Source organism: Synechococcus sp. H60.2 (genome assembly GCF_047462315.1).
Taxonomy (GTDB): Bacteria; Cyanobacteriota; Cyanobacteriia; order Thermostichales; family Thermostichaceae; genus Thermostichus.
Genome location: NZ_JANSIZ010000009.1, coordinates 25747 through 51251, shown reverse-complemented (window position 1 = coordinate 51251; position 25505 = coordinate 25747). Strand labels below are relative to the sequence as shown.

Here is a 25505-nt window from a genome sequence, read left to right as displayed (position 1 = left end):
CCCCAACTCAGACTTCCCCCCCACTTCAGATCACCCTGACCTGGAAGACTATTGATGACCTAAACCTGTTTGTTACGGATCCCACGCAGCAGACGGTGTTTTTCTTAAAGCCAAGCATTCCTTCTGGCGGGACGCTAGAGGCAGATGCCAATCGCGAGTGTGTTGAAGTCACAACGAGCCCTGTTGAAAATGTCTTTTGGGCTTCCGCTCCTCCTACAGGCTCATACGTCGTGGCAGTGGAATTGTTCAAACGCTGCTCCAAAGGAACTGATCCCATTCCCTTTACCGTAACAGTTCGCAAAAGCGGAAGCGCCGCACAAACCTTCAGCGGAGCGGCTACCTCTCCTGGCTCGGCAGGCAGGTTTACCTTTTCCTTTCCCTGAGGTTGGCTAAAGCTGGCATCCATCCGTCCTGGACGCCCCCATTCAAGTTCTTGACTCAGGGATCCAGAAAACTTTTCCCTACCTTGCAGACAAGTGAGCCCCACAAGTTTAAACAGCCATAGTAGCCACAAAACACCTTCTTAAAGCAGAATCCAGATCCCCTCTCCTCCTGGGAGAGGGGTCGGGGGTGAGGGACAGCAGTGCTGAGTGCAGGGGATCCCTATTCCACGGCAGCCTTGGCCGCTTTCGCCTCTTTGGCAGCTCTCATTTCCGCCAGAATCTCCTCCGGTCGCTTGCCAGCTCGCTGGGATCCGGCAGGCAGCTCATGGGGATCGATCACCCCCTTGGGCAGGTAGGCAAACTCCCGCAGCGGCGTTACCATCGGGTCTTCCGTGACCTTGGAAGGCAGACGGCCCAGCGCCACCTGATGGTAGTTCAGTTCGTGGCGGTCGTAGGTGGCTAGCTCATAATCTTCGGTAACCGAGAGGCAATTGGTGGGGCAAAACTCGACGCAATTGGCACAGAAAATACACACTCCAAAATCAATGCTGTAGCTATAGAGCTCTTTTTTCTTCAGCTCAGTGTTATAGACCCAGTCCACCACCGGCAGGTCGATGGGGCAAACCCGAACACAGATCTCGCAGGCAATGCACTTATCGAACTCGAAATGAATGCGTCCCCGAAAGCGCTCGGAGGGGATCAATTTCTCAAAGGGGTACTGAACAGTTACGGGCCGGCGGTTCATGTGGTCGAAAACCACCCCCATCCCCTGGCCGATGTACTTGGCCGCTTTGAAAGCATCGCTTACGTATTCGCCAACTCGCTTTAGAAAAGTCATGGTCGCTTTCCTCTCTCTTGTACTCTCATTCAACCCCCGAAAAAGGCGGGGAAGGCAAGTTTCAAGGCTGCCGTCAACAGCAAGTTCACAAACGAGACAGGCAGCAGAAATTTCCACCCCAAGTCCAACAGTTGGTCAATGCGCACCCGCGGCAAGGTCCAGCGCAAGAGGATGGCCAAGAACACGAAGATAAAAGCCTTGACCATCGTCATGAGAATCCCTAAGACCGCCGCGCCGATCTGCAAAAAGGGGTTGTCCAACGGGATCCCAAGCCAGGCGGCGATCGTCTCCACCGGCACCACAAACGACCAGCCACCCAGGTACAACACCGCCGCAATTAGGGAAGCCAGCAGCAGGTTGGCGTAGGATCCCAGATAAAACAGGGCAAATTTCATGCCGGAGTACTCCGTTTGGTAGCCAGCCACCAGCTCCTCCTCGGCTTCCGGCAAGTCGAACGGGATCCGCTCCGTTTCTGCCAGGGCCGAGATCAAGAAAATGACAAAACCAATCGGCTGCCGCCAGACGTTCCAACTGAGGATCCCCAGCCCGCTCTGCTGCTCCACAATCCCCACGGTGTCTAGGCCGTTGCTCATCAGCACTACCGCCAGCACCGACAGAGCTAGGGGCAGCTCGTAGCTGATCGACTGAGCTGCCGCCCGCAGCCCCCCCAGCAGGGAATACTTGTTGTTGGAGCCGTAGCCGGACATCAACAAGCCAATGGGCTGCACGCTGGAGGTGGCGATCAGGAAAAAGACGCCGATGGCGATGTTGGAGATCAACAGGTTTTGGCCGAAGGGAACCACCAGGTAACACAAAAAGACCGGCAGGAAAACCAAGATCGGCCCCAGCGTGAACAAAACCGGGTCGGCCAGGCTGGGCAGCACATCCTCCTTCGTCAAGAGCTTGATGCCATCGGCAATCGGGATCAGTACCCCCTGGGGGCCAGCCATGTTGGGGCCAATCCGCTGTTGGGCTGCTGCCGAGATCTTGCGCTCCAGCCAAGTCATCACCATCACCCCTAGGGTGGCGGCGATGACCAGCAGCAACATGGGCAGGGGCATCCAGAGGGCATGAGCGACGCCTGGGCTCAAGCCCAAGTTTTGCAGGGCAGTCTCAAAGCCGAGCTGTAGATCGATACCGGCAGTTGTCATGGGGTTGAGTAGCTCCCTAAAGACGGTGGGTCAAAAAAACCTTGGATCCCGTGTCGTTAACTAAGCCTTGCCGTTGGGATCCGACTGAGAGGGACGGTGGCGGCGGCGTAGCTCCTGCTGAATGATGGCCTGGAGGCGAGCATCAGATAGCTGCTCGGCGCGGCGACGCCTTTCTTCTTGGTACTTGGCCCATTGCTTGGGGCCGATGATTGCGGCAATAGTTGCAACAATCAAAAGCGGCAGAACCAAGATCGCCCAGGCCATCGCCTTTATCCTCGCTTTCCTAGCGGTATTTTAGCGATCCACCTCCCCCATGATGATGTCGATGCTGCCCAGAATGGCGATCATATCGGCTACCTTCATGCCGCGAATGAGCTGAGGCAGCACCTGCAGGTTGACAAAGCCAGGCGGACGAATTTTCCAGCGCCAGGGACAGACATTGTCGTCGCCGACGATGTAAATGCCCAGCTCGCCTTTGGCGCTCTCCACCCGCACGTAGGCCTCTCCTTTGGGGATCTTGAAGTTGGCCGAGGGTTTTTTGCTGATGAACTGGTAATCACCTTTGTTCCACTCTGACTTTGGCCCCTCCAGCATGCGTTTGGCTTCCAGATTTTCAAAGGGGCCACCGGGCAGAGCCTTCACCGCCTGCTGGACAATTTTGCAGGACTCGCGCATCTCCTTCATGCGCACCCGATAGCGGGCCAGGCAATCCCCCTCTGGGTAAACGGCCACCTCCCAGTCGAAGTCGTCGTAGCACTCGTAGTGATCCACCTTGCGCAGATCCCAGTTGACGCCGCAGGCGCGCAGCATGGGGCCAGATAGCCCCCAGTTGATGGCATCCTGCTTGGAGATGACCCCCACCCCTTCCAGCCGCCGGCGGAAAATGGGGTTGTCAGTAACCAGCCGCTCGTACTCATCTACTTTGGGCAGGAAGTACTCGCAAAAATCGAGGCATTTTTCCGTCCAGCCGTAGGGCAAATCCACCGCTACGCCCCCGACGCGGAAGTAGTTGTTGTTGATGAGGCGCATGCCGGTGACGGCTTCAAACAAATCCAAGATCCACTCCCGCTCCCGCATAGCATAGAGGAAGGGGGTTTGGGCACCCAAGTCCGCCAAGAAGGGGCCGAACCAGAGCAGGTGATTGGTGATGCGGGTCAGCTCTAACATGATCACGCGCAAGTAGCTGGCCCGCCGGGGCACCGGGATCCCAGCCAGTTTCTCGACGGCGTTGACGGTGATGGCCTCGTTGAACATGCCAGCGCCGTAGTCCCAGCGAGAGACGTAGGGCAGGTATTGCACCACGGTGCGGTTTTCGGCAATTTTTTCCATGCCGCGGTGCAAGTAGCCGATCACGGGCTCGCAATCAACGATGTTTTCGCCATCGAGGGTGACCAGCAGGCGCAAGACCCCGTGCATAGAGGGATGATGCGGCCCAAAGTTGAGCAGCATCCGGTCGGTACGGGTCTCGATCATGGGCATGGGCATAGCCGCCGCCTCCGCAACTGAAGAATGTTTATGGTCTGCAACATTTGCAGTATAACGGCTTTCCCGCGGTTCCTCGATCTCTCGGGCCATCAGGGATCCCAATTTTCGTCATTGAGGATCCCCTAATGGGTTCGGCTAGAGTGTTTTAAAGAAAGGTAAGGAGAGGGATGGCGGCATCTGGTTCACCCCCGAATGGCTTATCTCGGCGGGAGCAACAGCATCCGCTATATGCTACCGACAGGGCTGTGCTTGATGAGCTGATGGCGCAGGCTCGGGAGAACCCTCCCTCCGATTGGGTGCTGGCCGAAGTCGCCCGTCTGCGCATCCGCTATCAAGGTTTCCCTGGCGCCTGGGATCTGCAGCAGGATTTGGATCAGATCCTGGAACAGTGGGGCCTGAGCGAAGAGGAGCTGTTTGCCCGCACCCGCCAGATCCACGCTCGCGGCCAGGTGTACGATCGCAGCTTCAGCACGCGAGATGACTGGGCCTAGGAGGCCTGGAGTTGCTCCGCAAAAACAGGATCCAGAGGCACATCCAAAGCAGCGATGACCTTGGTCCAGAAGTTCATAAAGCCGATCCAGGCCGAGAGCTCCACCAGATCTTCATCCGACCAGATGGCTTTGAGTTGGGCAAAGAAGCTATCGGTAACCACCATGCTAGGCACGGTCATGCGCTCGGCGTACTCGATGGCCAGTTTCTCCGCCTCGGTGTAGAGGGTGCTGGTGCGGGCCTGGGCCACCGCCGCAATTTTGGCCGGGCTAGCTCCGTGTTTTTGCGCCTGCAGGGTGTGGTAGGGCAGGCAGTAGTGGCGGCAGCCGTTGATCTGGGCAATGCGGATGCTGACCAGCTCCTTCAGCTCTTCGGGCAGGTTGGGGTTGTCGGTGTGCAGCGCCCCGTAAAGGTTCATCACCGCCCGCATCAGTTGTGGCTTATGGGCCATCACCTGTAGCGGGTTGAGGGCGGTGCCGTAGGTTTTCTCCAGGCTTTCGTAAACCTTCTGCAGTTGCTTATCGGCTTTTTCTGGGGGAACAGGAGGGATCCGCATGGATGATCTATAAAATTGCAGCATTCTCGACTTTAGCGCGTTTGGGGGATCCGCCCAAGCCTTCCACTCCGCTGCCCTGGCTGTTTCCTCAGGGATCCCTGCTCCCACTGAGGAGTGAGCTTCAAGCCTTCTGACAACTTTGGGTGCGGGCTTTCCCGGCCCCACCGTCAAGCCGGACAGCAGCCCTGTTTGCAAGCCCCAACTCAATTCCCCAAGGACTGCTCGAGGGCCTCCACCTGCTGCTGCGTGGCCGTAGCCCCTTGATTGAGGGTTTGCTGGAGCTGTTCCCGCGACTGGTAGATCTGCAGCGGCCCTCCCTGGGGGATTCCTTGCTGGGCGGCCTCAGGGCTGGCCTGTTCCGGCCTCGGCTCTGAACCGAGCGGGTTGCGATAGAGGCGGTTCACAACCAAAAAGCCCACCAGCACCACGGCAGTTGCCACCAAAAGTCGAACCATACCCGGATCCCTTGCGAGCACCTGGTTCTAAAATGCCCAAAAAGAGCCTCAAGTATCAGAGGTCGGGCACAATGGTGCAGACTGCTCAGCCGGTACGGGTTGGCATTGGCGGCCCGGTGGGATCCGGAAAAACCGCCCTGGTGGAAAAGCTCTGTCTGGCGCTGCGGGATCACCTGTCTTTGGCCGTGGTGACCAACGATATTTATACCCGCGAAGATGCCGAGTTTTTGGTGCGGGCCAAGGCGCTGGAAGCGGAGCGGATCATCGGCGTGGAGACCGGCGGCTGTCCCCACACGGCCATTCGGGAAGACGCCTCCCTCAACCTCGATGCCATTCAGGAGCTGGAGCGCCGCTTCTGTCCCCTGGATCTCATCCTGGTGGAATCGGGGGGGGATAACTTGGCAGCCACCTTCAGCCCAGAGCTAGTGGATGCCTGCATCTATGTTATTGACGTGGCCGAAGGGGACAAGATCCCGCGCAAGGGGGGGCCGGGGATCACCCGCTCTGACCTGCTAGTGATCAACAAGATCGACCTGGCGCCCTACGTAGGGGCAGACTTGGGGGTGATGGAACGGGATGCCCGCCGCATGCGGGGGGACAGGCCTTTTGTCTTCACCAACCTGCGCACGGGCGAGGGGCTGGAGCAGATCCTGAGCTGGCTGGAGCGGGAGGTGCTCTTTCGCTCCATCCAGGCCGATTCTACCTCTATGAGCCACCTGTGAACTTCGGCAAGGCCCTCTTGAAGATCAGCCGCCAAGGCCAACAGACTCGCATTTGGGAGTATTCTCAGGCCCCCCTGCAATGGCTGGGATCCCCGGGTGAGCCGCCACTCTATTACCTACGCAACCCCAATGGTGGACTGCTGGGCGGGGATCGCCACCACATCGCCATCGAGCTGGGGGCAGGCGCAGCGCTGGAAATTCGCACCCAAGGGGCAACCCGCCTCCACCCCGGCCTGAGCCGGCAACAGGCCAAGGTCAAGCTGGCTCCCACCAGCCAACTGATCTGGATCCCTCACCCGACCATTCTGGGCGCAGGAGCAGACTTCCGCCAACAGGTGCAGATCGAGCTGGATCCCAGTGCCCGCTTGGCCTATGCCGAGATCTGGACAGCCGGGCGGCTGGCCATGGGGGAATGCTGGCAGTTTCGGCGCCTTTCCAGCAGCTTGCGGGTTTGGGTCGCTGCCGGGATCCCCGCCTCCACAGACGGGAGCAAACTCTGGCTGCAGGAGCACCTAGACCTGCGCTTTCCCCACCAGCATATCTCCGCCGCGTCGGTGCTGGGATCCCATCTCTGCTGGGGATCCCTGTACTTACTGGGGGATTGGCCAGAGCCGGAGTGGCCGACGGATACGCACCACTGGCTGCTGCGGTCGCCGGATCCCATCTGTCAGGGCTGGATCCTACGCCAGGTGGGGCCACAGGCAGAGGCCATCTGGCAGCAGTTTGGCCAAGTTGTGCAACAGCTTGCCCCGGCCAAGAGAAGCTCAAACCAGGGGTGGTAGGCTAGGGCTGGCTTAGCCCAACCCGTTGCACGAGATCATGAACGCCGCTCGACGCATTATCAGACGTTCCGTCCGCAAGGGGCGAAGCCGCTGGCTCCTCCTCTACGAAAAAGGAATGGCCGTGCTGGCTTTGGGCAACCTGTGCTTGGTGCTCTTCGACCTCAGCTACGTGCCCTGGCGAGACTTCTGGCTCCAGGGGCGGGTGCAGATCTTCGGTGCCTTTGGCCCTCCCATTCCCTTGCCCATCCTCTCCCAACAGACCAGCCGCTCCCCGGTAACCGACCTGTACGACCCGGTTAAAGGCATTGAGCCCAACCCGGAAACCCAGCGCTACTTGGCCCTGGTGGATGAGCTGCGCCAGGTCACCCTGCGCTTTGGGGTGGAGTCGGAAGCAGCGGCACCGATCCTAGCCCGCCTGCGGCAACTGAGCGACGAGATGATCGAGACCAACCCCTTTCAGGCCGCCAACAAAACCGGCCAGTTTGTGCGCATCCTCAACTTGATGCGGGAGCACATCCCCGAAGCCGACTCGGCCAAGGCTGCCTTCGCCCGCTTCTGGACTGCCGAATACTTGGCCAGCGTCGATCCCAAAGACGGGATCGAATTTTTCCAGGCCCGGCTGCGCCCCCTCTTCGAGACCAATTACTCCCGCCCCATCGGCGAGAGCGGCAACCCGGTGGACTTTTTCCCCCTGCTGGACTTTCCCTTTGCCTTGGTGTTTGGGCTGGAATTTGTGCTGCGCACGGTGGCCATCAGCCGTCGCTACACCGGCGTCAATTGGCTGGATGCCATGCTCTGGCGCTGGTACGATGTGCTGCTGCTGTTGCCCTTTTGGCGCTGGCTGCGGGTAATCCCCGTTACCATCCGGCTGGGACAGGCGCAGTTGCTGGATCTGGAGCGGATCCGCGCCCAGGTGAGCCAAGGCTTTGTTACCAACTTCGCCGAAGACCTGACCGAGGTCATCGTCGTGCGGGTGATCAACCAAATCCAGGCATCCATCCAGCGGGGATCCTTGCCCCTGTTGCCGGCAGCCGATCCCTCCCGCAGCTACATCGACCTCAACGAGATCAACGAGCTGGAAGCCATTGCCAACCTGGTTTTTCGCACCGTCCTCTACCGCGTCCTGCCCCAGGTTCAGCCGGAGGTGGAGCAATTGCTCCGCTACAACCTGGATGGCCTGCTCAAACAACTCCCCGCCCTGCAAACCCTGGAACGGCTACCCGGCCTCGGATCCCTGCCCGGCCAACTGACGGAGCGCCTGGCCAGCGAGCTGACCACCACCACCTATAAAACCTTGACCCACAGCTTCGAGGATCCCGTCGGCTCCCAGTTGGCGGCCCAACTGTTGCGGCGCTTTGGCGAAGTCTTGGCCAACGAACTCACCCAGCAACATGCGCTGGATGAGATCCGCTCCCTGTTACAAGACTTGCTGGAAGAGATTAAGATCAACTACGTGGAGCGCCTCTCCCACGAAGATCTGGAGGAAGTGATGGAGCAAACCCGCAAGCTGCGGCAAAAAGCTCAACAACTGCAGCAAGCCCGCGGTGCGTAGGGATGGTTGACGAGGTTCCACCGGTTCAGTAGGATAATGGTTCCAGTCCGGGCGAGTGGCGGAACTGGTAGACGCACCGCACTCAAAATGCGGCGGGAAACCGTGTCGGTTCGAATCCGACCTTGCCCATGGCAAAAAGCTCAGTGACTCCGGTCTGGGCGTTAGCCCTTGAGAAGCGGCTGCTGCCACCGAGATAGGCAAGGAACGGAAAAAAGGTTGACGGGATCCCCCTTTGGCAACTAGCCTAAAAAGGGCTGAAGAGATCCTCTTCAGGCTGTCCGGGTTATTCCGGTTCAACTTTCTTGGAGGAAAACGTTCAACACCATGGACGCTTCTGGCAGTTGTAGCACTGGCCGGCAAGGATCGCTCTTCGGGGATCAAATCCTTGGAGACCTACATCCTACTGGTGTCTTCCTTTTTCCCGCTGACAGCTTCAGTCGTCGCTTGAGAGGATCCCGTTTCGCCAACGCGAAGGGGCAGGAGAGCTTTCTCAAATAGCTTCTGGCTTGGGTGGCTCTCTCGGTCGGCGACGAACAGATGGGCTGAGCAGAGCTCGACCTGAGCATCGGAAAAGGGAAAATCAGGAGTGCTTCAAAGGGGACTTCCCCTGGCTTTGGCTTTTGTAGGTGTTCGTGGGCCAGGGGATCCCTTTTATCGACTTGGGCTTTTGGGCTTCGAGTCGGATCTAAGGTTTTGTGAGGCGTTCAGCTTCAGGGCTCCCATGAGCTTTGGAGCACGAGTTGGCCGTTGCCCTCCGGGTCTTTTATCCGGCTAACTTCAACCTTCGGAGGTTTGTTATGCGGCAAAACATGCTTCGCGATCTTCTCTCTCCCGCCTCTTTGGAAGCCGCCAAGCGAGCGGCCAATCGTGCCCCTATTGCCGAGCTGGTGCAGCAGTTAATGGAGATTTCTCCACGGCAGCGGGTTTTGGCTTTTCGCCTGTTGGAAAAAGACAAAGCTATGGCGGTATTTGAGTATCTGCGGCCCGAAGAACAGGCCGATCTCATCCGCAGCATGGAAGACCCAGAGGTGATCCGGCTGGTGGAAGCCCTACCCCCAGACGAGCGGGTGCGTCTATTTGAGGAGCTGCCGGCCAAAGTTACCAAGCGGCTGATCGCCAACCTCAGCCCAGAAGCCCGTGAAGCCGTGAATATCCTGCTGAACTACCCGGAGCGCAGTGCCGGTCGGCTGATGAACCTGCGCTACTTGGCGGTGCGCGATACCCTCACCGTTGGGGCGGCTTTGGCCAGCGTGCGCGACTCCCAACTGGGGGACGACGAGCTGGATGTCATCTTTGCGGTCGATGACCAGCGGTTCTACAAAGGTCTGGTGCGCACCGTGCGGCTGGTGAAAGTGGATCCCGACCTACCCATTCGGGAGCTGATCGAAGGATCGGATATTGTTGCTCGGGTTACCGATCGAGATTTGCAAGCAGCCCGCCTGCTTAAGGATTCCGGCTTGCCGGCCATTCCGGTGGTAGACAGCGAAGGGCGCTTGGTGGGGGATATCACCTTTGAGGATGTGATCAACTTGGTGGAAGAGGAGGCTACGGATGCGGCTTTGGCCCAGGCCGGGGTGGCTAGCTTGCTCAGCCGCGATAAGGTGTGGAGCGAGCGGCTGGTCAAGGGATCCCGCTGGTATTCTGTGCGTTTGCGCCTCACTTTTTTGATCATCACCCTGATCGGCGGCATGTTGGTGGGGGGAGTGATTGAAACCTTTGAGGAAGTGTTGCAGGCAGTTACAGCGGCGGCTGTCTTCATCCCGGTGATCATGGATATGGGCGGCAATGTTGGCACCCAATCCACCACCATCTTTGCCCGTGGTCTCGCCTGGGGCCATATAAACGTGAAGCAGTTTCTTGGCTACTTGCTGCGAGAAGCCAGTATTGGCGGCATTATTGGTGTCATTCTAGGGGTTGCGGCTGGGGTGATTGCTTACTTCTGGCAGGGAGCACCCAATGGGATCCCACAGTTGGGTCTCGCAGTGGGCCTATCTATGGCCATTGTGTTGACTTTGGGAGCTTTTCTGGGAGCGATTCTGCCCTGGATCCTCTTAAAGCTGGGCTTTGACCACGCTCCCGGGGCAGACCCTTTCATCACCACCATCAAAGACTTCACCGGGCTCTGGGTGTATTTCACCCTGGTAGCTTGGTTGGTCGGCGTTGAAGTCGAGCTCTGAGGCCGCTCTTTTCCCCTTGCAGTCCAACTTCGGCTCCCAGGCTACCCCCGGCCTGGGGGAGCTGGTTTGAGATTGAATCCGATTATTCGTTCAGGAGGTGTGCCATGACCTTGAAAGCTCCTTCCACCACAGCTCAGTTCCGGTTGCTGCTGCAGCGCTACGCCCATCGAGTCAGCATAACCTGCGCTTTAGAAACAGGTGGTAAGCTGGCCCCAGAAGTGGCCTTTGCTCAACTGGAAACCCTCTGGCAGGCTCTGGAACAGGCGGCCAAAGCCCTTGGGATCCCAGATGTAGCCGGCTAGCCCTCACTCCTCCACGAGAACTGGAGCCTGACCTATGACCTGGATCGACTTCACCTTCCGCCTAACGGTTGCTTTTATTTTGGGATCCCTCATCGGGTTGGAGCGACAGTGGCGGCAGCGCATGGCCGGCCTGCGCACCAACACCTTGGTGGCCACCGGTTCAGCCTTGTTTGTCATGCTCTCAGTTCTCACTCCTGATGAAAGCAGCCCGACCCGCATTGCTGCCCAGGTGGTGTCGGGGATCGGCTTTTTGGCCGGGGGCGTCATCCTCAAAGAAGGGGCCAGCGTGCGCGGCTTGAACACCGCTGCCACCATCTGGTGTGCGGCTGCCGTGGGAGCCTTTGCCGGGGCGGGGTATATTCCCCAAGCCGCTATTGGGGCAGGAGCTGTGCTGATTTCCAATATTCTGCTGCGCCCCCTGGGCTACCGCATCAACCAGCAGCCCCTCAAAGGCACAGAACTGGAACTGGTCTATGAGTGTTCATTTATTTGCAAAAGCCATGCGGAAGCCCACCTGCGCGCTCTGCTGCTGCAGGGCATAGCCCCTTCCCATCTCAAATTGCGAGCTCTCTACAGCGAAGATCTGGAGAACAAGCCCGACCTCGTTAAAGTCGAAGCGGAGCTGGTTACTCAAACCCGCGATGACCAGGCTCTAGAACAGGTTGTCAGCCGCCTCAGCCTCGAACCAGGGGTGATGACCGCCCGCTGGCGGATCATCGAACAGGAGTTTGGATAGTTGAGCCTTCCCTCCTAGCTTCCCTCCTTATAGGAGAGGGAAGACATCACCACCAACCGGGGCAGGCTCTCAGATAGATCAGCCTCAAAGCCTCGGCGAGGATTTCGCTAGGGAGAAGACCCCCCGGCAGCTCGATCCAGGCGACGCGCCAGTTGCCAGCCCTCCACCTCAGCCAAAGGCTGTAGCCCCAGCTCCTGGAGCGATAGCTGCTGAGCTTGGACAGGGGAGACCCAGAGGTAATCCCCATGTTCCCCTGCCCGTAGGGCCTGGTTATCCACCCATCGCCCGGGGTTAGGGGTGTAGAAGGCAAGGGCCTGGGCTTGACAGACATCCGGCAGGCCGCTGCGGCCAATGTCTACCACGGGAAAATCGGAGTCGGCAGAGCCCAGCATCTGTTTCCAGTCCATCTGAGCGAAGGCGGGATTGAAATTGCCAAAGTCAGGCCGCAGAACAATGCTGACCATGGTGAGGATGCTGGCAGCTAGGAGCGTACCCACCCAGAGTTCACCAGCATAGTGCAGCACCCGCCGCCAGCTCCAGATTGCCGGCAAGAGCAGATACAACAGACCAATGGCCACGAACGACCAGGCGTGGGGTTGGAGCAGCTCCAGTCCCTCGACGTCCCGCCTGACGGCCACTCCCAAACCCAAAAGCAGGGTCCCCACCGCCGCCAGCCCCCAGGAGAGCACCTGGGCCAGGTGGGGCCTGTCCCGCAAAGAACCTCGTCCCGCTGTTGCCACCGAGCCGGTGCGGAGCGGAAACGGCAGAGCTTGATCCAGGGCCACCCCTGCCAGGAGAGCCAGCCAGGGATAGAGCTGTACCGTGTAGTAGGGCGTTTTGGTGGGGTAGAGCTGCAAGAGCAAAAGCAACAGCAGGGGGAAAGACCAAACCAGCAGGGTGGATCCCGGCTTTTGCCGCAGCAGCAGCCAGCCTCCTACCAAGGCCAAAACCGTCCAAGGGAAGCCGTGGAGCGGGAGGTGCCAAAAGTAGTACCAGCCAGTGGCATCGGCATGGAAGGGCTCTCGCCCCAGCTCCCACACCTTCCCCACCAAGGTGGCCAGCACCTTTGCGCCATACACCCCCATAGCCGGCACCAGCCAGAGGCCAAAGATCCCCAAGCCTAGCAACATCCCCAGCCAAAAAGAGCTGGATCCCAGCCAATGCCGCCGCTGCTGCCACAGGTAGGGGATCAAAGCAACCGCCGGCAGCAGGATCATGGCACTCTTCATCAAGAGGCCCAGCCCAAAGGCTATCCCCACCAACCAAAACCAGCGCCGGTGGCCGCGGCTGCCGTTGACTAGGGCCAGGATCCCCAAGAGCTCTAGGCAGGTTAGAGGCACGTCCTGCCCCACCAGCCGTCCCTGCTGCACCCAGAGGTAGCAGAGGGGTAAAACCGCCATGCCCAGCAGGGCCGCCCGGGTTGGCAAAAAGGCCCGCCCAATCCAGCCAATGAGGGGAATAGAAAGCAGAGCCGCTAGGATCCCGGGCAGCCGCGCCGCCCACTCGTTTACGCCGTAGAGGGCAAAGCTAAGGGCCACACTCCAGGTGAGCAGGGGAGGTTTTTCAAAAAAGGGCTCCCCCAGAAAAGTTGGCCCCAGCCAGTTGCCTCCCCGCAGCAGCTCGCGGGCCATCTGGGCATAAAAGCTCTCGTCACAGCCAGCCAAGCTGGGATCCGCCCCCGAAAGCACAAACAGCGGCACTGCCAGGCCCGTGATCCACAGGCTCAGGCCCCAAAAGGACAGCAGGTTTGGGTCGCGGCGAAACTGGACAAAAGAAGCACTGCTTAGACGGTTGGGGTTGCCGGAAGGACGCATGACGGCAGCAAGTGGCAGCTCTAACCAGACTAGACGCTACCGAAGGAGATCTGGCCTTTTTCCAGCCAAAATCCGTAGGAGCCCTGTCCTCTGTCGGTAATGCCGGTTGAGGCTAGCAAAAAGACGCAGACTTTAACGCTGCGAAGGTGAGGGCACTTGTGGGTCTGTGGGTAAACCAGCCGTGATTGGCTTGCCGACTCGCCAGCGGAACAGAACTCTTAAGCCCCCACCTTCTCTGGGTCGGCATAAGCGCGGATAGCTCACGGAAGCTCCAGGGATCCAGAGGTACTCTCTAGCCCATCTACCAGTGAGGTCAGTTCCTGGAACCAGCCAAAAAACTGCTCGGCATAGGGTTGCAGGGCGGGCTCCAGGTAGTAGAAGTTCTCCCCCCGGTCGGTAAATTCCCAAAACTCTGCCGCCGTAGAGAGCAGCTCCTGGCGGATAATCTGAAGGCGGGCCAAGGGCTCGTGCTGCATGTCCTGATAGATCAGCCTCGCCCAATCCTCCCGGCCACAACTGAGGAAATAGGCTGCCAAGCGGACTTGGGTTTTGCGGATCCCGCGTAGGGTGGCTTCCTGCTGCTCGCTTTCCGGGTCTTGATCTAGGCGCAACAAGACCTGCAGGATGGCCTCTGTTGTTTCCGCTTGCAGCGCACAGCTCAGTTGGGCCAAAACGCCCAGGTCAAAGCCAAAGGTTTCGCAGAGGAAAAAGAGGCCGGCCTTGTAGGCCACCAGGCTGTAGTAGCGAAAATGGCTGACTATCTGCAAAACCAGTGCCGGCTGCCGCTGGCGCAAAGCAGCCTCGGCCAGCAGACGGTACTGCTTGAGCAGGTTGTAGCCGCTGCGGATATCTCGTGCGTTGATGACGGCCCGTAGGTAGGTGTTGAAAAACTTGATTACCCACTCCACAAGCCGAAGCTGTTGGCTTTGCAGAGCCCGGATCCCCAGATCCCGTGTGTGGATAGCTACCAGGGTGCTCACCTGGCGCATGCCATTTAGCCCCTCGGCAAACAGAGCCTGATACTGCCGCAGGATCTTCAGCTCCAGCCAGGATCCCTCCGCCTCGATCTGGCTCAATAGCCGCTCATCCACCGAGGCAAAGTCGGGATCCCGCCGCAGCGCGGGGGTCAGGAGAAACCAGGAGCAGGGCAGGTGCGCCTTGTGCTCGGCATAGAATAGCCACAGGGCCTTCAGGCTATCCAAGGCCTCTAGAAGGATAACCCCCTCCTGCTGATGCAGAGCACTGGTGGCGATGGTTTTGATCTCATCTAGAGCCGCCAGGCAGCGCTGCTGGGCTGTCGAGTAAGGCTCTGGCGCAGAGGGGCAGGCCTGCTCGGGGCCCAAAGGTCGTCTGGCAAGTAGGAACTGGGCAGGCCGGGAAGCCAGAGATCTGAGAATCGCCTGCTGTGCCTGCTGTTCGATGCGGCGGACAATCGAAGTTGGCTGCAGGAAGTGAAACACAAAGCGAAAGTAGGGGATCAGTAGCAAAAACGAGGCCGTGCCCAGCAGCAAATTAAGCCCGATCAGCAGTCTTGGATTGTCGAAGAAACCAAGGGCCATCGAGCTCCACAAACTGACCACATTGGCCAGGATGAGAAAAAAGAACAGGTAGAAGTTGACCTTCTCGCGCAAAAATAGCTCGGTAACCTTGGGGGTAAAGCGATCCGCGCTCAACTGCACCACAATGGCCACCACCGAGAGGGTGAAGCCCAGCACCCCCGACAGCACCTGGGCCAAGGTGGCAACAAATTCCTGCAGTGCTCCTGGATCTTGAATTGGCCTGGCCAGCGTCAGCTCCATGCCCGCCTGGAGCCAGTGGGATCCGCCCCAAGCCCACAACAGTCCAGCCGCCACCACTGCAGCGCTCCAGGGCAGAAGTTGACGGCGACGCATGGCCAGGGGGGTTCAATACTCGCTTAGAAGAGCTTCCACAAACTCATAGCTGGAAAAAGGTCGCAGATCCTCTAGCCCCTCGCCGGCACCAATAAAGCGGATGGGCAAGTGCATCTGCTGGGTAATGGCCAGGGCAATCCCCCCTTTGGCGGTGCTGTCCAGCTTGGTGAGGATGACACCGGTTAGCTTGGCCACTTCGGCAAACACCTGGGCCTGGCGCAGGCCGTTTTGCCCTTGGGTGGCATCCAAAACTAAGAGGCTTTCCACCTTGGCTTCGGGAGCTTTCTTGTCGATGATGCGGCGGATCTTGGCCAGCTCCTCCATCAGGTTTTTCTTGTTTTGTAGCCGGCCTGCTGTATCCACCAGCAGCAACTCGGTGCCTCTGGCCTTGGCAGCCGTGATGGCATCAAACACCACCGCCGCTGGGTCGGCATTGGGGGACGGGTTGGCAATCACCTCCACCCCGGCGCGTTCCGCCCAGATCTTGAGCTGCTCCACAGCGGCAGCGCGGAAGGTATCGGCGGCAGCAATTAGACACTGGTAGCCAGACTCACGGGCCACATGGGCAATTTTGCCGATGGTGGTGGTCTTGCCCACCCCATTTACGCCTACGATCAGCCAAATGTTGAGCGTGCCCCGCTGCGGCGCAAAGGTGGGATCCCCTACTGTCAGCATCTGCCGCATCTGCTGCTTGAGGTACTTCACCGCCTCCTCTGGGGGCACCACCTCTTCGCGCAGGCGTTTTTGCAGGGCCTGAATGATCTGCTCAGTGGCCTCAACCCCCACATCCGCCTGCAGCAACATTGCCTCAATTTCCTCGACGGCATCCTGGTCGAGAGGGCCGCGGCCCACTAAGGCTTTTAGCTGGTTGATGAGGTTAAGGCGGGTTTTGCCTAGACTTCGCCGCAGCTTTTGCAGCCAGGAGATCTCTTCTACGGAGATCTCTTCGGGTTTGCGCCCTTGGGCCGCCAGGATCTCGGCTGACCAGCGAAAGCCCTCGTCGAAAACCAGCTCTTCCGCCGCCGGCTCTGGGGGCGGGGCGGCCACGGTTGTGGCCACCGGCTCTGGCTCCTCCACAGCAGTGGCTTCTAGGGCCTGCAGGCGCTCGGCAGCACGGGGAGCCAGATCAAAAAAGGAAGGTGCAGCAGCCGGCTGGACAGGGGGCGAGGTGGGAGAGACCGCCTCAGTTGCTGCCGCCTCTGGAGCAGAGGGCTGGGATCCGTCGCTTGCAGGCGATTCTGGCGCTGGGGCGGCTGGGGAGACAACCTCTGCTTGAGTGGCTTGGGCTGCAGCCCGCGCCTTTAGGTTGGCATAGGCAGCCTTGGCAAAGGCCAAGTAGTCCTCTGGCGACATGGCTGCCGGCTCTGGCGCTGGGGGGGCCACCAACTCAGGGTCTTGGGGAGAGGATTCTGCTCCACCCTTGGAGTCGGTGTAGCGACGGCGAAACCAATCGAAGGCCATAATCCCACCTCTACTCTTGTTTTCCAGTTTGGCAGAGCAGTTCTCTTTCTGGAGCGCCGCCCTGCTGAGGAAGGGATCCCTTGGAACGGCACGGCTCCCCTAAGCGAACACCACCGTCTTGTTGTGGTAGACCAGCACGCGATTTTCCAGGTGATAGCGCACGGCCCGGGCCAGGACTAGGCGCTCCATGTCGCGGCCCTTGCGAATGAGGTCGGCTACTGTGTCGCGGTGACTCACCCGCACCACGTCCTGCTCGATGATTGGCCCCTCGTCCAGCTCCTCGGTGGCGTAGTGGGCAGTGGCGCCGATGATCTTGACGCCCCGCTGGTGGGCGCGCTGGTAGGGGTTGGCACCGGCAAAAGCAGGCAGGGTGGAGTGGTGAATGTTGATCACCGGCGGCGCCTGGCGGAGCAGCCACCCACTTAAGACCTGCATGTATTTGGCCAACACCACCAAGTCAATGCGATACTCCTGGAGCAAGGCAAGCTGGCGGGCCTCTGCCTCGGCCTTGTTCTCCGGAGAAACGGGGATGTGATAGTAGTCGATGCCGAAGGAGCGGGCCAGCGGCTCCAAGTCGGGGTGGTTGCTGATGATCAAAGGGATCTCCGCCGGCAGCTCCCCAGCCCTCTGGCGCCAGATCAGATCCAACAGACAGTGGGGCTGCTTGCTGGCCCACACGGCAATGTGCCGGCGGGTGTCAGAAAAATGCAGCTCCCAGTTGGCCTGGATACCACGGGCAATGCCGGAGAAAGCGGGGACGATCTCCGACCGTTCCAGCCGAAAGCCCTCCAAATCCCACTCGATGCGGCTCAGGAACAGCCCTGCCTCGAGATCCGTGTGGTGGTCGGCGTGAAGAATGTTGCCGTCGTAGCTGTAGATGAAGTTGGAGAGCTTGGCTACCAGCCCTTTTTGATCGGGACAAGAGACCAACAAAGTGGCCGTGGGCATAAAGTCAGCCCTTCTACCCTAGGATTTGAACCAAGAGCAAGCGGGACAGCAGCCTCCATCCCTGGAGCGAGGTATGGCTGCCCCTGTCCAAAAAGGCAGGGGATCTCCAGGCCGAAGCGAGGAAGCTAGGCAGCATCTGCTGTCGGTGGGTTGTTGTCCGCAGGGGCCCCAGGCTCTGCCGCAGCTACGGGTTTTGCAGCTGCCTCGGCGGTGGCGACGGGGTTGGTTTTGGGTGAAGCTGCAACTGCTGTCTGGGGAGCAGAGGCGCGGGCAGCTTTTTCCAGCTCCTGGGCCTCCTGACTTAACTGCGCCTCAAACTCCCTAGCAGCATCCTGTAGGCTGCGCAAGGTTTTAGCTAAGGCACGACCCACCTCTGGCAGCTTGCGCGGCCCAAACACCAAGAGGGCCACTGCAAAGATAACGAGCATTTCTGGCAGCCCAATGCCCAAGAAATTCATAAGCCGTAGGATCCCTTTGCTTCCCTAGCCTGACATCTTCTTGCCCTTGGCCGCAAGCACCTCCCTCCTGCCAAAGCTCTAGCCGCCCAAGACAATGGGAGGGGAATGATAAAATTGCGCTATACCCGTTCTATTGGCCTAGGCTCGCCCATGCTCCAAGCCCTCCAGAAACTCTTCGGGGATCCCAACGATCGCAAGATCCGACAGTACCTCCCTGTCGTCAAGCTGATTAACTCGCTGGAGATTGAGATCGCCTCCCTTTCCGATGCGGAGCTCAGGGCCAAGACCACCGAGTTTCGCCAGCGCTTGGATAGAGGGGAGTCCCTCGACGATCTCCTGCCCGAGGCGTTTGCGGTGGTGCGGGAAGCGGCCAAGCGGGTTCTCAACTTGCGCCACTACGATGTGCAGCTCATCGGCGGCATGGTGCTGCACGAAGGGCAGATTGCCGAGATGAAAACCGGCGAGGGGAAAACCCTGGTTGCCACCCTGCCTGCCTACTTAAACGGCTTAACCGGGAAAGGGGTTCACATCGTTACTGTCAACGGCTACTTGGCCCGGCGGGACTCGGAGTGGATGGGGCAGGTGCACCGCTTCCTGGGCCTAACGGTTGGCCTGGTGCAAGAGGGCATGTCCAGCGACGAGAAGCGGCGCAGCTACCACTGCGACATTACCTACTGCACCAACAGCGAGTTGGGCTTTGACTACCTGCGGGACAACATGGCCACCGACATCAAAGAGGTGATGCAGCGGCCCTTTAACTACTGCATCATCGACGAGGTGGACTCCATCCTCATCGACGAGGCCCGCACTCCCCTGATCATCTCCGGCCAGATGGCCCGTCCCTCCGAAAAGTACCTCAAGGCGGCCCAGGTGGCGCGGGAGCTGATCCGGGACGAGCACTACGAAGTGGATGAAAAAGCCCGCAACGTCATCCTCACCGACGAAGGTTTTGAAGCCGCCGAGCGGTTGCTAGGGGTCTCCGACTTGTTCGATCCCAAGGATCCCTGGGCGCATTTTGTCTTTAATGCGGTGAAGGCCAAGGAGCTCTTCATCCGGGATGTCCACTACATCGTCCGCAACCAAGAGGTGGTGATCGTAGACGAGTTCACTGGGCGGGTGCTCCCTGGTCGCCGCTGGTCAGACGGGCTGCACCAGGCGGTGGAGGCCAAGGAGGGGGTGCCGATTCAAAACGAGAGCCAAACCCTGGCCACCATCACCTACCAAAACCTCTTCCTGCTATACCCTAAGCTCTCCGGCATGACAGGCACCGCCCGCACCGAGGAAGCCGAGTTCAGCAAAACCTACAACCTAGAAGTCACGGTGATCCCCACCAACCGGCCCATTCGCCGAAAAGACGCCCCCGACTTGGTGTACAAGACCGAAAACGCCAAGTGGAAAGCGGTCGCCGAGGAAATTGCCCACATGCACGCCCAGGGGCGCCCTGTTTTGGTGGGAACCACCAGCGTGGAGAAATCCGAACGCCTCTCGGCCATGCTCAAGGAAATGGGGATCCCGCACAACCTCCTCAACGCCAAGCCGGAGAACGTGGAGCGGGAAGCGGAGATCATCGCCCAGGCGGGGCGCAAAGGTGCTGTAACCATTGCTACCAACATGGCCGGGCGCGGCACGGACATTATCTTGGGCGGCAATGCGGAGTACATGGCCCGCCTCAAGCTGCGGGAACGGCTGATGCCCAAGCTGGTGCAACTGGACGCCGACAACCCGCTGGGATCCGTTCCCATGGTAGGACGGGGCGGTGGGCAAGGGTTTGGCGGAACCTCGCCCAAGCCGAAAAAATCCTGGACGGTGGTCTCTCCCAACTTTTACCCCTGTGAGCTGTCACCCCGCACTAGTCAGGCTCTAGACGAGGTGGTGGCGGCGGCGGTGGCCAAGTATGGGTTGAACCGCCTGCCGGAGCTGGTGGTGGAAGATCTCATCGCGGTGGCCTCGGAGAAGGCGCCAGTGCAGGATCCGCTGATTTTGCAACTGCGGGAGGTCTACAACAGCATCAAGGCCGAGTACGAAAAGGTAACCGAGGCCGAGCACGAGGAAGTGGTGCGGCTGGGCGGCCTGCACGTGATCGGCACGGAGCGCCACGAGTCCCGTCGCATCGACAACCAGTTGCGGGGCCGCGCCGGACGGCAAGGGGATCCCGGCTCCTCGCGGTTTTTCCTCAGCCTGGAAGATAACCTGCTCAAGATCTTCGGCGGCGAGCGGGTGGCCAAGCTGATGGATATGTTCCGGGTGGATGAGGACATGCCCATCGAGCACCCGCTGCTTTCCAGTAGCTTGGAGAACGCCCAGCGCAAGGTGGAAGTGTATTACTTCGACCTGCGCAAACAGGTGTTTGAGTACGACGAGGTGATGAACAACCAGCGGCGGGCCATCTACTCGGAGCGGCGGCGCATCCTGGAAGGGGAGAACCTCAAACCCAAGATCCTGGACTACGTGCGCAAGACTGTCGAAGAGATCGTGCGGGCTCACGTCAACCCGGAGCTGCCGCCGGAAGAGTGGGAAATCGATAAGCTGACCGCCAAGATGCAGGAGTTCATCCCCCTGCTCAAAGAGAATCTCAAGGCCGACGACTTGCGGGATCTCTCCTACGAACAGATCTTGAACCACCTGATCAAGCAGGCAGAGCTAGCCTACGAGGCCAAAGAAGCTTTCTTGGATACGTTTGAGCCAGGCTTGATGCGCAAGGCGGAGCGCTTCTTCCTGTTGCAACAGGTAGACACCCTCTGGCGGGAGCACCTACAGCAGATGGAGGCGCTGCGGGAAGCGGTGGGCCTGCGCGGCTATGGCCAACGGGATCCCCTCATCGAGTACAAGAACGAGGGCTATGAGCTGTTCCTGGAGATGATGGACAACATCCGCCGCAACACGGTGTACAACTTGTTTGTCTTCACGCCCCAGATCGTGCAAGTGCCACAGGTGGCACAAGCTGTGCCGGCGCAGGCAGTGGCTGCCAGCCCCGAGACCGGCGGGGTGGTGGAAGCCGATTTCGCCGAGGACTAAGTTGACCCTCTCCCCCGGGAACGACACCCCAGCGAAGGAAAAGACCCGACAAGGCGGGGCAATAGCCAGAAGGGATCCCCACTATTGGGGAAGCCGCTTCTCGAAATCCAGATCCGGCAAGGGGAGATTGGCGGAGCTGCCCCCCTGGCCAGTGAGCATGGCCAGCCGGCGAGAGACTTCGTCGTCCATGGCCATTTCATCCAGTTGGGCGGCAAGTTGCTCGCTGCGATCCTCGGAGAGCTCGCTCATGGCGCGGGTCTTGAGCTGGCGAGCTTGGATGGCATTTTTGGCCGCCTCGAATTGGGACTTGGCCGAGTCGATGTTGTAGGCGTTGTTGACGCGAGTCATCTGCTCAAGAGCTTGGTTTACCTCGTTGATGTCTTTGAGGTTGCTCAGCTCGCTCTTGTAGGCCGCCAGCCGCTCTTTTTCCCGGGCCAGCTTTTGCTTGGCAGCGGTAACGTAGCGCTCCGCTGTTTCCACGTTCTCTTTGAGCGGGCCGAGAACCGCCTCAATGCGCAGCGCTTCCGCCATGGCCAGGCGGGCGGCCTCTTGATCCCCTCGCTGCATGGCCAGGCGAGCCTTATTCTCCAGCGCTTGGTACTCCCGCACCTTTTGCATGTACTTTTGCTCGGCCCGCTGGTAGGCAGCTACTTGGGTGGCGACGGCTTCGGTCAGACGCTGCACGGTCTCTTGCATGGCCCGTAGCGATTCTTCTGCTACCTTCACCGCCCCTGTGCCACCCTTGTCCACAGGGATCCCCCACAGCCAGTTCCAAGTACCGACGATAACGCTGCCGGCCCGCTGCCCAAAAATGCCGTAGATGATCTTGCGCACGCCCATAGCTTGCCCCCTGCTCGATAGCTGACTCCTACTGTATTCAATCTTTTCCGCAACTGGGAAGGTCTCCAGGATCCGGCAGGCTGACAAAGTCAAACCCCTCCTCTCTCAAGGCCGGGATCAAGTGGCGCGTCACCTTGGCTACTTGAGATCCTCCCTGGGCGCCATCGTGGAGCACAATTAGAGAGCCAGGCCGCACCTGGGCCAGCACCCGCTCTACTACCAGGGCAACTGGTGGTTCCAGCCAATCTTCGGGCACCACGCTCCACATCACCGGAAAAAATCCCCAGCGGCGCAGATCCACCAGCGTTTGCGGCCAAAACAGTCCGTTAGGGGGACGCACAGCCCGATATTCTTCTGGGATCCCGCCGCAGGCAGCCACCAGGGCGGCTTGGCTGCGCCGCAAGCTGTTGTGCAATTCGCTGCGGCTGAGCTGGGTAAAGGAGTGATGCTGCCAGCCGTGCAGACCAATCCCGTGGCCCTGTTGGCGGATTTGCCGGGCCAGGTGGGGCCAGCGCTGCACCCGTTCCCCCAACACAAAGAAGGTGGCCGGCACCTGAAACTCCTGTAAAACCTGCAACAGAGCTGGCGTGTGCTGCGGGTGGGGGCCGTCGTCAAAGGTAAGGGCCACTTGCTGTCTAGAGGGATCCGCCGGCAGCTCCCAGAGAGCCTCCGGGAAAAGAGTTTTCAGGCCCTGGTGCAGGAGGGGGTAGAGGGCGGAGGGGAGTATCTGCTGAGGCGAAAAGAGCATGGACCGGGATCCCGTCACTTTTTGGATTGCGCTTGGCCGCGCCGTCCCTTGTCAACTTTCCAGAGAACCGCGCGTTACCCCTAGCTGGCTGTGGAGCTTCAGCTGGCGCCACAGTTGAGAGCCGCTCATCTGGCCCTGAAGGAGTTGCTGGTAACAACGCAGAGTTTGTTGGATCTCCGCAGGAGACTCCTGGAGGAACTCGATGCGCAGATAGCGCAGCCCCAGTGCCAGTAGCCGCGGCACATATTCGGCCCCAGTTTGGGCTTTGCCATTGTAGAGGGTGTTGCGGCAGCCAGCGTCAGCTTTCAAAATGTGCTCAACATTAGCCCTGTCCCTTAGCTTTACCTCGTGTTTTTCGCAGGGGCGGCCACAATTGGTGTAATCCGTGCCGCTCGACAAAAAGGCGCAGAAGACGCAGTGCTCCATGTGAAACAGGGGCATGTGCTGGTGGATGGTAACCTCGTACCAGTGGGCGGGGCCAGCTTGCAGCAGGGATCCCAGTTGCTCGTGGTTGAGGTCATAGGAGGCCGTCAGGCGCTCCAAGGGGTAGCGGCTTTTGAAATAGTGGGCGGTGATGGGGTTAGCCACGTTCAAGGAAAAATCGCCGATGCAGCGCTGGTTGGCAAAAAAGCGCAGGTGGTCGTAGTTGCGCACCAGATAGCCATCGGCTCCTGCTGCCAACACCTGTTTGAGGATCCAGCTTTCTCCCGGCTTGGTAATGCGGGGCGGGGCCACCCACAGCTCCACCTCGGGGTGGGCAGCTTTGGTAGCGCGGATAACTTCCCGGTAGCGGCGGGGATCCTCCAACTCCAGGTAGATCTGGCGGATGCCACAGGCAATCACTGCCGGCAACTGCTCCGGCTCCCGCACCAAGACCACAAGCTGGGGCGATCCCGGCTCGGCTTGCTCTGGGGGGGGCAGCAGGTCTTGCCAGTGGGCGTTAGGGTTAAAGTGCCAGCGGCGGGGCCGGGCCCGCAGCGCCTGCAACTGCTCCACTGCCTGGCGCCGCATCTGGTTGAGGACGCTCAGCGGCAGCATCACTTCTCCCTCCAGGGCATTGTGCAGGGATCCCAGGCGAAAGGGCGTGCCCCCTAGGCGGCCCAGTTGCTGTTGCAGCTTCTCGTCGGTGAGGGGTTGGTGGTGGGCAGGCTGCAAGGGCACAGGGGAGTCCACCCGCACTGTGTGGCCCTCTTCATCCCGCAAAATCAGCGTCAGGGGCAGGCCGGCCTGGCCGTGGACTTCCAGGTGAACGGGGCGTCGGAAGCGGGGCTGATCCCCGGCGTAGCTCTGGCGCAGGCGTTTCTCCAGCTCTGGGTCACTGGTTTTCCAGAGGCGATCCCCCACCCGTAGGCGTTTGCAGTCAATTGCCCCCGGAGCAAAGCAAAGCCAGGCCAACCCCTGCTGCTCTTGCACACGGTAGACTCGCCCCCCCTGCTCCGGCAGCTCCGGCTCCCCCTGGTCAAACACCACACCATCCCCCGCCTTGATGGGGGCTTCTAGGCGTACCCCCACCCGCTCCCCTTGAATCCCCAGCACCTGCCCTAAGTAAACCCCCCGCTTTTTGCCAAAACGGGCATGCACCAGCTCTTGGTTGTTGATGCCCCGCAGCCAGCCGGTATACAGCCCGCGGGAAAAGCTCATCTCCAGCTCATACCACTCCTGAGTTGAGGGCTGCCACGCCTGCCCTGCCCCCAAGGCGTCCAAGGCCCGCCGATAGATGCGCGTTACATTGGCTACATATTCCGGCGATTTCAGGCGGCCCTCAATTTTTAGGCAGTGGATCCCCAACTTGACCAGCTCCGGCAGCACCTCCAGCCCGGCCAAATCCTGGGGGCTGAGCAGATACCGCTTCTCCCCGAGATCACGCCGGATCCCGTCTACCACCAGCTCGTAAGGCAGGCGGCAGGCCTGGGCACATTCTCCGCGGTTGGCCGAACGTCCCCCCAGCGCCTCGCTGGTTAGACATTGCCCGGAATAGGCCACGCAGAGGGCCCCATGGACAAACACCTCCAGAGCAATTGGGGATCCCTTCTCTTCCAGATGGGCGCGGATCTTGGCTATTTCCTTAAGGGAACACTCCCGCGACAGCACCACCACCTCACAGCCCAGCTCGGCGGCAAACTCGGCTCCCACGCCACTGGTAATGGTCATCTGCGTCGAGGCGTGGAGGGGGAAATCGGGAGAAAGATGCCGAACCAGCCGGGCAATGCCGACATCCTGCACAATGACAGCGTCCACCCCTGCTGCCGTCATGGCGCGGATGTACCGTTCCGCCTCCTCCAGCTCCTCAGGAAAGACCAAGGTATTTAAAGTTACGTAGCCCCGCACCCCGCGCTGGTGCAGCCAGGCCATCAGCTCCGGCAAATCCGCCTCGGTGAAGTTGCGGGCGCGCATGCGGGCATTAAACCGTTCCAGCCCGAAATAGATGGCATCGGCTCCGTTTTCCACCGCCGCCTTGGCACACTCCCAGTCCCCCGCCGGCGCCAGCAGCAACGGCAGCTCGGCGGGCAAGGCCGCCGCCAGACGTCCGGTTTCTACGGAACCCATCTCAGAAGCGCTCATGAGAAGAACCCAGAGAAAAAACAAGGGATCCTTTCCCATTCAAAAGCAAAAAACCTGAGAGCAGGATCCCCCTTGCCTCAGGCCAAGCCGTCACTGCCAGCGGGCTCTTAACAACGCAAAAGACCAAGGTCTCAGAAAA

At 59.9% G+C, this 25505-nt stretch carries 22 protein-coding genes and 1 tRNA gene; 9 read left to right on the top strand and 14 right to left on the bottom strand.

The features are described from left to right. Nucleotides 1–603: 603 nt before the first annotated feature. The 4 genes from ndhI to NW845_RS02670 are packed head-to-tail and all read right to left on the bottom strand — an operon-like array spanning nt 604 to nt 3851. A complete protein-coding gene (gene ndhI / locus NW845_RS02685; protein ID WP_414376709.1) occupies nt 604–1221 on the bottom strand; it encodes an NAD(P)H-quinone oxidoreductase subunit I in 618 nt (205 codons plus the stop codon). A 29-nt stretch (nt 1222–1250) separates the two neighbouring features. Continuing rightward, a complete protein-coding gene (gene nuoH / locus NW845_RS02680; protein WP_414376707.1) occupies nt 1251–2372 on the bottom strand; it encodes an NADH-quinone oxidoreductase subunit NuoH in 1122 nt (373 codons plus the stop codon). A gap of 60 nt (nt 2373–2432) precedes the next feature. Next, nucleotides 2433–2636: a hypothetical protein gene (locus NW845_RS02675; RefSeq protein WP_414365360.1), complete on the bottom strand. Its 204-nt coding sequence runs from the start codon at nt 2634–2636 to the stop codon at nt 2433–2435. Nucleotides 2637–2666: 30 nt separating this feature from the next. After that, nucleotides 2667–3851, bottom strand: coding sequence for an NAD(P)H-quinone oxidoreductase subunit H (locus tag NW845_RS02670; RefSeq protein ID WP_414365381.1), 1185 nt, complete (start codon nt 3849–3851; stop codon nt 2667–2669). Between the two features lie 173 nt (nt 3852–4024). Between NW845_RS02670 and NW845_RS02665 the strand changes: the two genes are divergently transcribed. After that, nucleotides 4025–4348, top strand: a complete 324-nt coding sequence (locus tag NW845_RS02665; RefSeq protein ID WP_414335221.1) for a DUF3288 family protein — start codon at nt 4025–4027, stop codon at nt 4346–4348. Here NW845_RS02665 and NW845_RS02660 read toward each other — a convergent pair. Both NW845_RS02660 and NW845_RS02655 read right to left on the bottom strand, forming a co-directional pair. Further along, on the bottom strand, nt 4345–4902 hold the full coding sequence (locus NW845_RS02660) for a carboxymuconolactone decarboxylase family protein (RefSeq protein WP_414337178.1): 558 nt from the start codon (nt 4900–4902) through the stop codon (nt 4345–4347). The two genes, NW845_RS02665 and NW845_RS02660, sit on opposite strands and share 4 nt — an antisense overlap. A gap of 203 nt (nt 4903–5105) precedes the next feature. Next, nucleotides 5106–5357 (bottom strand): hypothetical protein, encoded by a 252-nt coding sequence (locus NW845_RS02655; protein ID WP_414365362.1) that lies wholly within the window; start codon nt 5355–5357, stop codon nt 5106–5108. A 71-nt stretch (nt 5358–5428) separates the two neighbouring features. On the opposite strand from NW845_RS02655, the gene ureG reads away from it, so the two are divergent. From ureG to NW845_RS02620, 7 genes are all read left to right on the top strand, one after another. Beyond that, nucleotides 5429–6079: an urease accessory protein UreG gene (ureG, locus tag NW845_RS02650; protein ID WP_414376705.1), complete on the top strand. Its 651-nt coding sequence runs from the start codon at nt 5429–5431 to the stop codon at nt 6077–6079. Then, nucleotides 6076–6861 (top strand): urease accessory protein UreD, encoded by a 786-nt coding sequence (locus NW845_RS02645; RefSeq protein WP_414376703.1) that lies wholly within the window; start codon nt 6076–6078, stop codon nt 6859–6861. The genes ureG and NW845_RS02645 overlap by 4 nt, the downstream gene beginning before the upstream one ends. A 37-nt stretch (nt 6862–6898) precedes the next feature. Beyond that, nucleotides 6899–8413, top strand: a complete 1515-nt coding sequence (locus tag NW845_RS02640; RefSeq protein WP_414376701.1) for a hypothetical protein — start codon at nt 6899–6901, stop codon at nt 8411–8413. 49 nt (nt 8414–8462) lie between these two features. Further along, nucleotides 8463–8542: transfer RNA gene (locus NW845_RS02635), tRNA-Leu, on the top strand. A gap of 680 nt (nt 8543–9222) precedes the next feature. Next, nucleotides 9223–10590 carry a magnesium transporter gene (gene mgtE / locus NW845_RS02630; RefSeq protein ID WP_414336797.1) on the top strand — a complete coding sequence of 456 codons (1368 nt, stop codon included), beginning with the start codon at nt 9223–9225 and terminating at the stop codon, nt 10588–10590. A 104-nt stretch (nt 10591–10694) separates the two neighbouring features. Next, nucleotides 10695–10892, top strand: a complete 198-nt coding sequence (locus NW845_RS02625) for a hypothetical protein (protein ID WP_414335072.1) — start codon at nt 10695–10697, stop codon at nt 10890–10892. Between the two features lie 34 nt (nt 10893–10926). Next, nucleotides 10927–11628 (top strand): MgtC/SapB family protein, encoded by a 702-nt coding sequence (locus NW845_RS02620; protein ID WP_414365367.1) that lies wholly within the window; start codon nt 10927–10929, stop codon nt 11626–11628. Between the two features lie 107 nt (nt 11629–11735). Here NW845_RS02620 and NW845_RS02615 read toward each other — a convergent pair whose 3' ends face one another. The 5 genes from NW845_RS02615 to NW845_RS02595 all read right to left on the bottom strand — a co-directional run bounded on the left by NW845_RS02615 (nt 11736) and on the right by NW845_RS02595 (nt 18201). Then, the gene (locus NW845_RS02615; RefSeq protein WP_414376699.1) at nt 11736–13442 is read right to left on the bottom strand and encodes an ArnT family glycosyltransferase; all 1707 of its coding nucleotides are present in this window, start codon (nt 13440–13442) and stop codon (nt 11736–11738) included. A 260-nt stretch (nt 13443–13702) separates the two neighbouring features. Then, a complete protein-coding gene (locus NW845_RS02610) occupies nt 13703–15334 on the bottom strand; it encodes a DUF2254 family protein (protein WP_414376697.1) in 1632 nt (543 codons plus the stop codon). A gap of 12 nt (nt 15335–15346) precedes the next feature. Beyond that, nucleotides 15347–16795: a signal recognition particle-docking protein FtsY gene (gene ftsY, locus NW845_RS02605; RefSeq protein WP_414376695.1), complete on the bottom strand. Its 1449-nt coding sequence runs from the start codon at nt 16793–16795 to the stop codon at nt 15347–15349. 99 nt (nt 16796–16894) lie between these two features. Beyond that, nucleotides 16895–17743 (bottom strand): formyltetrahydrofolate deformylase, encoded by an 849-nt coding sequence (purU, locus tag NW845_RS02600; RefSeq protein WP_414365374.1) that lies wholly within the window; start codon nt 17741–17743, stop codon nt 16895–16897. Between the two features lie 125 nt (nt 17744–17868). Then, complete coding sequence (locus NW845_RS02595) at nt 17869–18201, bottom strand: TatA/E family twin arginine-targeting protein translocase (RefSeq protein ID WP_414365376.1); 333 nt, start codon at nt 18199–18201, stop codon at nt 17869–17871. A 150-nt stretch (nt 18202–18351) separates the two neighbouring features. Between NW845_RS02595 and secA the strand changes: the two genes are divergently transcribed. Then, nucleotides 18352–21216, top strand: coding sequence for a preprotein translocase subunit SecA (gene secA, locus NW845_RS02590; RefSeq protein WP_414365382.1), 2865 nt, complete (start codon nt 18352–18354; stop codon nt 21214–21216). Between the two features lie 81 nt (nt 21217–21297). Here secA and NW845_RS02585 read toward each other — a convergent pair whose 3' ends face one another. The 3 genes from NW845_RS02585 to NW845_RS02575 are packed head-to-tail and all read right to left on the bottom strand — an operon-like array spanning nt 21298 to nt 25366. Continuing rightward, nucleotides 21298–22056: a PspA/IM30 family protein gene (locus NW845_RS02585; RefSeq protein WP_414372426.1), complete on the bottom strand. Its 759-nt coding sequence runs from the start codon at nt 22054–22056 to the stop codon at nt 21298–21300. Between the two features lie 37 nt (nt 22057–22093). Beyond that, nucleotides 22094–22804, bottom strand: a complete 711-nt coding sequence (locus NW845_RS02580; protein WP_414376693.1) for a polysaccharide deacetylase family protein — start codon at nt 22802–22804, stop codon at nt 22094–22096. Between the two features lie 51 nt (nt 22805–22855). After that, entirely contained in the window at nt 22856–25366 is a 2511-nt protein-coding gene (locus NW845_RS02575) for a DUF3656 domain-containing U32 family peptidase (RefSeq protein WP_414376691.1), read from the bottom strand. Between the last annotated feature and the right edge of the window lie 139 nt (nt 25367–25505).

What these genes read in the sequence shown, in the direction of transcription:
- mgtE (WP_414336797.1), top strand. Translation starts at nt 9,223, where the DNA reads ATGCTTCGCGATCTTCTCTCTCCCGCCTCTTTGGAAGCCGCCAAGCGA.
- NW845_RS02580 (WP_414376693.1), bottom strand. Translation starts at nt 22,804, where the DNA reads ATGCTCTTTTCGCCTCAGCAGATACTCCCCTCCGCCCTCTACCCCCTC.
- NW845_RS02585 (WP_414372426.1), bottom strand. Translation starts at nt 22,056, where the DNA reads ATGGGCGTGCGCAAGATCATCTACGGCATTTTTGGGCAGCGGGCCGGC.
- ndhI (WP_414376709.1), bottom strand. Translation starts at nt 1,221, where the DNA reads ATGACTTTTCTAAAGCGAGTTGGCGAATACGTAAGCGATGCTTTCAAA.
- NW845_RS02610 (WP_414376697.1), bottom strand. Translation starts at nt 15,334, where the DNA reads ATGCGTCGCCGTCAACTTCTGCCCTGGAGCGCTGCAGTGGTGGCGGCT.
- NW845_RS02640 (WP_414376701.1), top strand. Translation starts at nt 6,899, where the DNA reads ATGAACGCCGCTCGACGCATTATCAGACGTTCCGTCCGCAAGGGGCGA.
- purU (WP_414365374.1), bottom strand. Translation starts at nt 17,743, where the DNA reads ATGCCCACGGCCACTTTGTTGGTCTCTTGTCCCGATCAAAAAGGGCTG.
- NW845_RS02655 (WP_414365362.1), bottom strand. Translation starts at nt 5,357, where the DNA reads ATGGTTCGACTTTTGGTGGCAACTGCCGTGGTGCTGGTGGGCTTTTTG.
- ureG (WP_414376705.1), top strand. Translation starts at nt 5,429, where the DNA reads ATGGTGCAGACTGCTCAGCCGGTACGGGTTGGCATTGGCGGCCCGGTG.
- nuoH (WP_414376707.1), bottom strand. Translation starts at nt 2,372, where the DNA reads ATGACAACTGCCGGTATCGATCTACAGCTCGGCTTTGAGACTGCCCTG.
- NW845_RS02595 (WP_414365376.1), bottom strand. Translation starts at nt 18,201, where the DNA reads ATGAATTTCTTGGGCATTGGGCTGCCAGAAATGCTCGTTATCTTTGCA.
- NW845_RS02670 (WP_414365381.1), bottom strand. Translation starts at nt 3,851, where the DNA reads ATGCCCATGATCGAGACCCGTACCGACCGGATGCTGCTCAACTTTGGG.
- NW845_RS02575 (WP_414376691.1), bottom strand. Translation starts at nt 25,366, where the DNA reads ATGAGCGCTTCTGAGATGGGTTCCGTAGAAACCGGACGTCTGGCGGCG.
- ftsY (WP_414376695.1), bottom strand. Translation starts at nt 16,795, where the DNA reads ATGGCCTTCGATTGGTTTCGCCGTCGCTACACCGACTCCAAGGGTGGA.
- NW845_RS02675 (WP_414365360.1), bottom strand. Translation starts at nt 2,636, where the DNA reads ATGGCCTGGGCGATCTTGGTTCTGCCGCTTTTGATTGTTGCAACTATT.
- NW845_RS02615 (WP_414376699.1), bottom strand. Translation starts at nt 13,442, where the DNA reads ATGCGTCCTTCCGGCAACCCCAACCGTCTAAGCAGTGCTTCTTTTGTC.
- NW845_RS02620 (WP_414365367.1), top strand. Translation starts at nt 10,927, where the DNA reads ATGACCTGGATCGACTTCACCTTCCGCCTAACGGTTGCTTTTATTTTG.
- NW845_RS02625 (WP_414335072.1), top strand. Translation starts at nt 10,695, where the DNA reads ATGACCTTGAAAGCTCCTTCCACCACAGCTCAGTTCCGGTTGCTGCTG.
- NW845_RS02660 (WP_414337178.1), bottom strand. Translation starts at nt 4,902, where the DNA reads ATGCGGATCCCTCCTGTTCCCCCAGAAAAAGCCGATAAGCAACTGCAG.
- NW845_RS02665 (WP_414335221.1), top strand. Translation starts at nt 4,025, where the DNA reads ATGGCGGCATCTGGTTCACCCCCGAATGGCTTATCTCGGCGGGAGCAA.
- secA (WP_414365382.1), top strand. Translation starts at nt 18,352, where the DNA reads ATGCTCCAAGCCCTCCAGAAACTCTTCGGGGATCCCAACGATCGCAAG.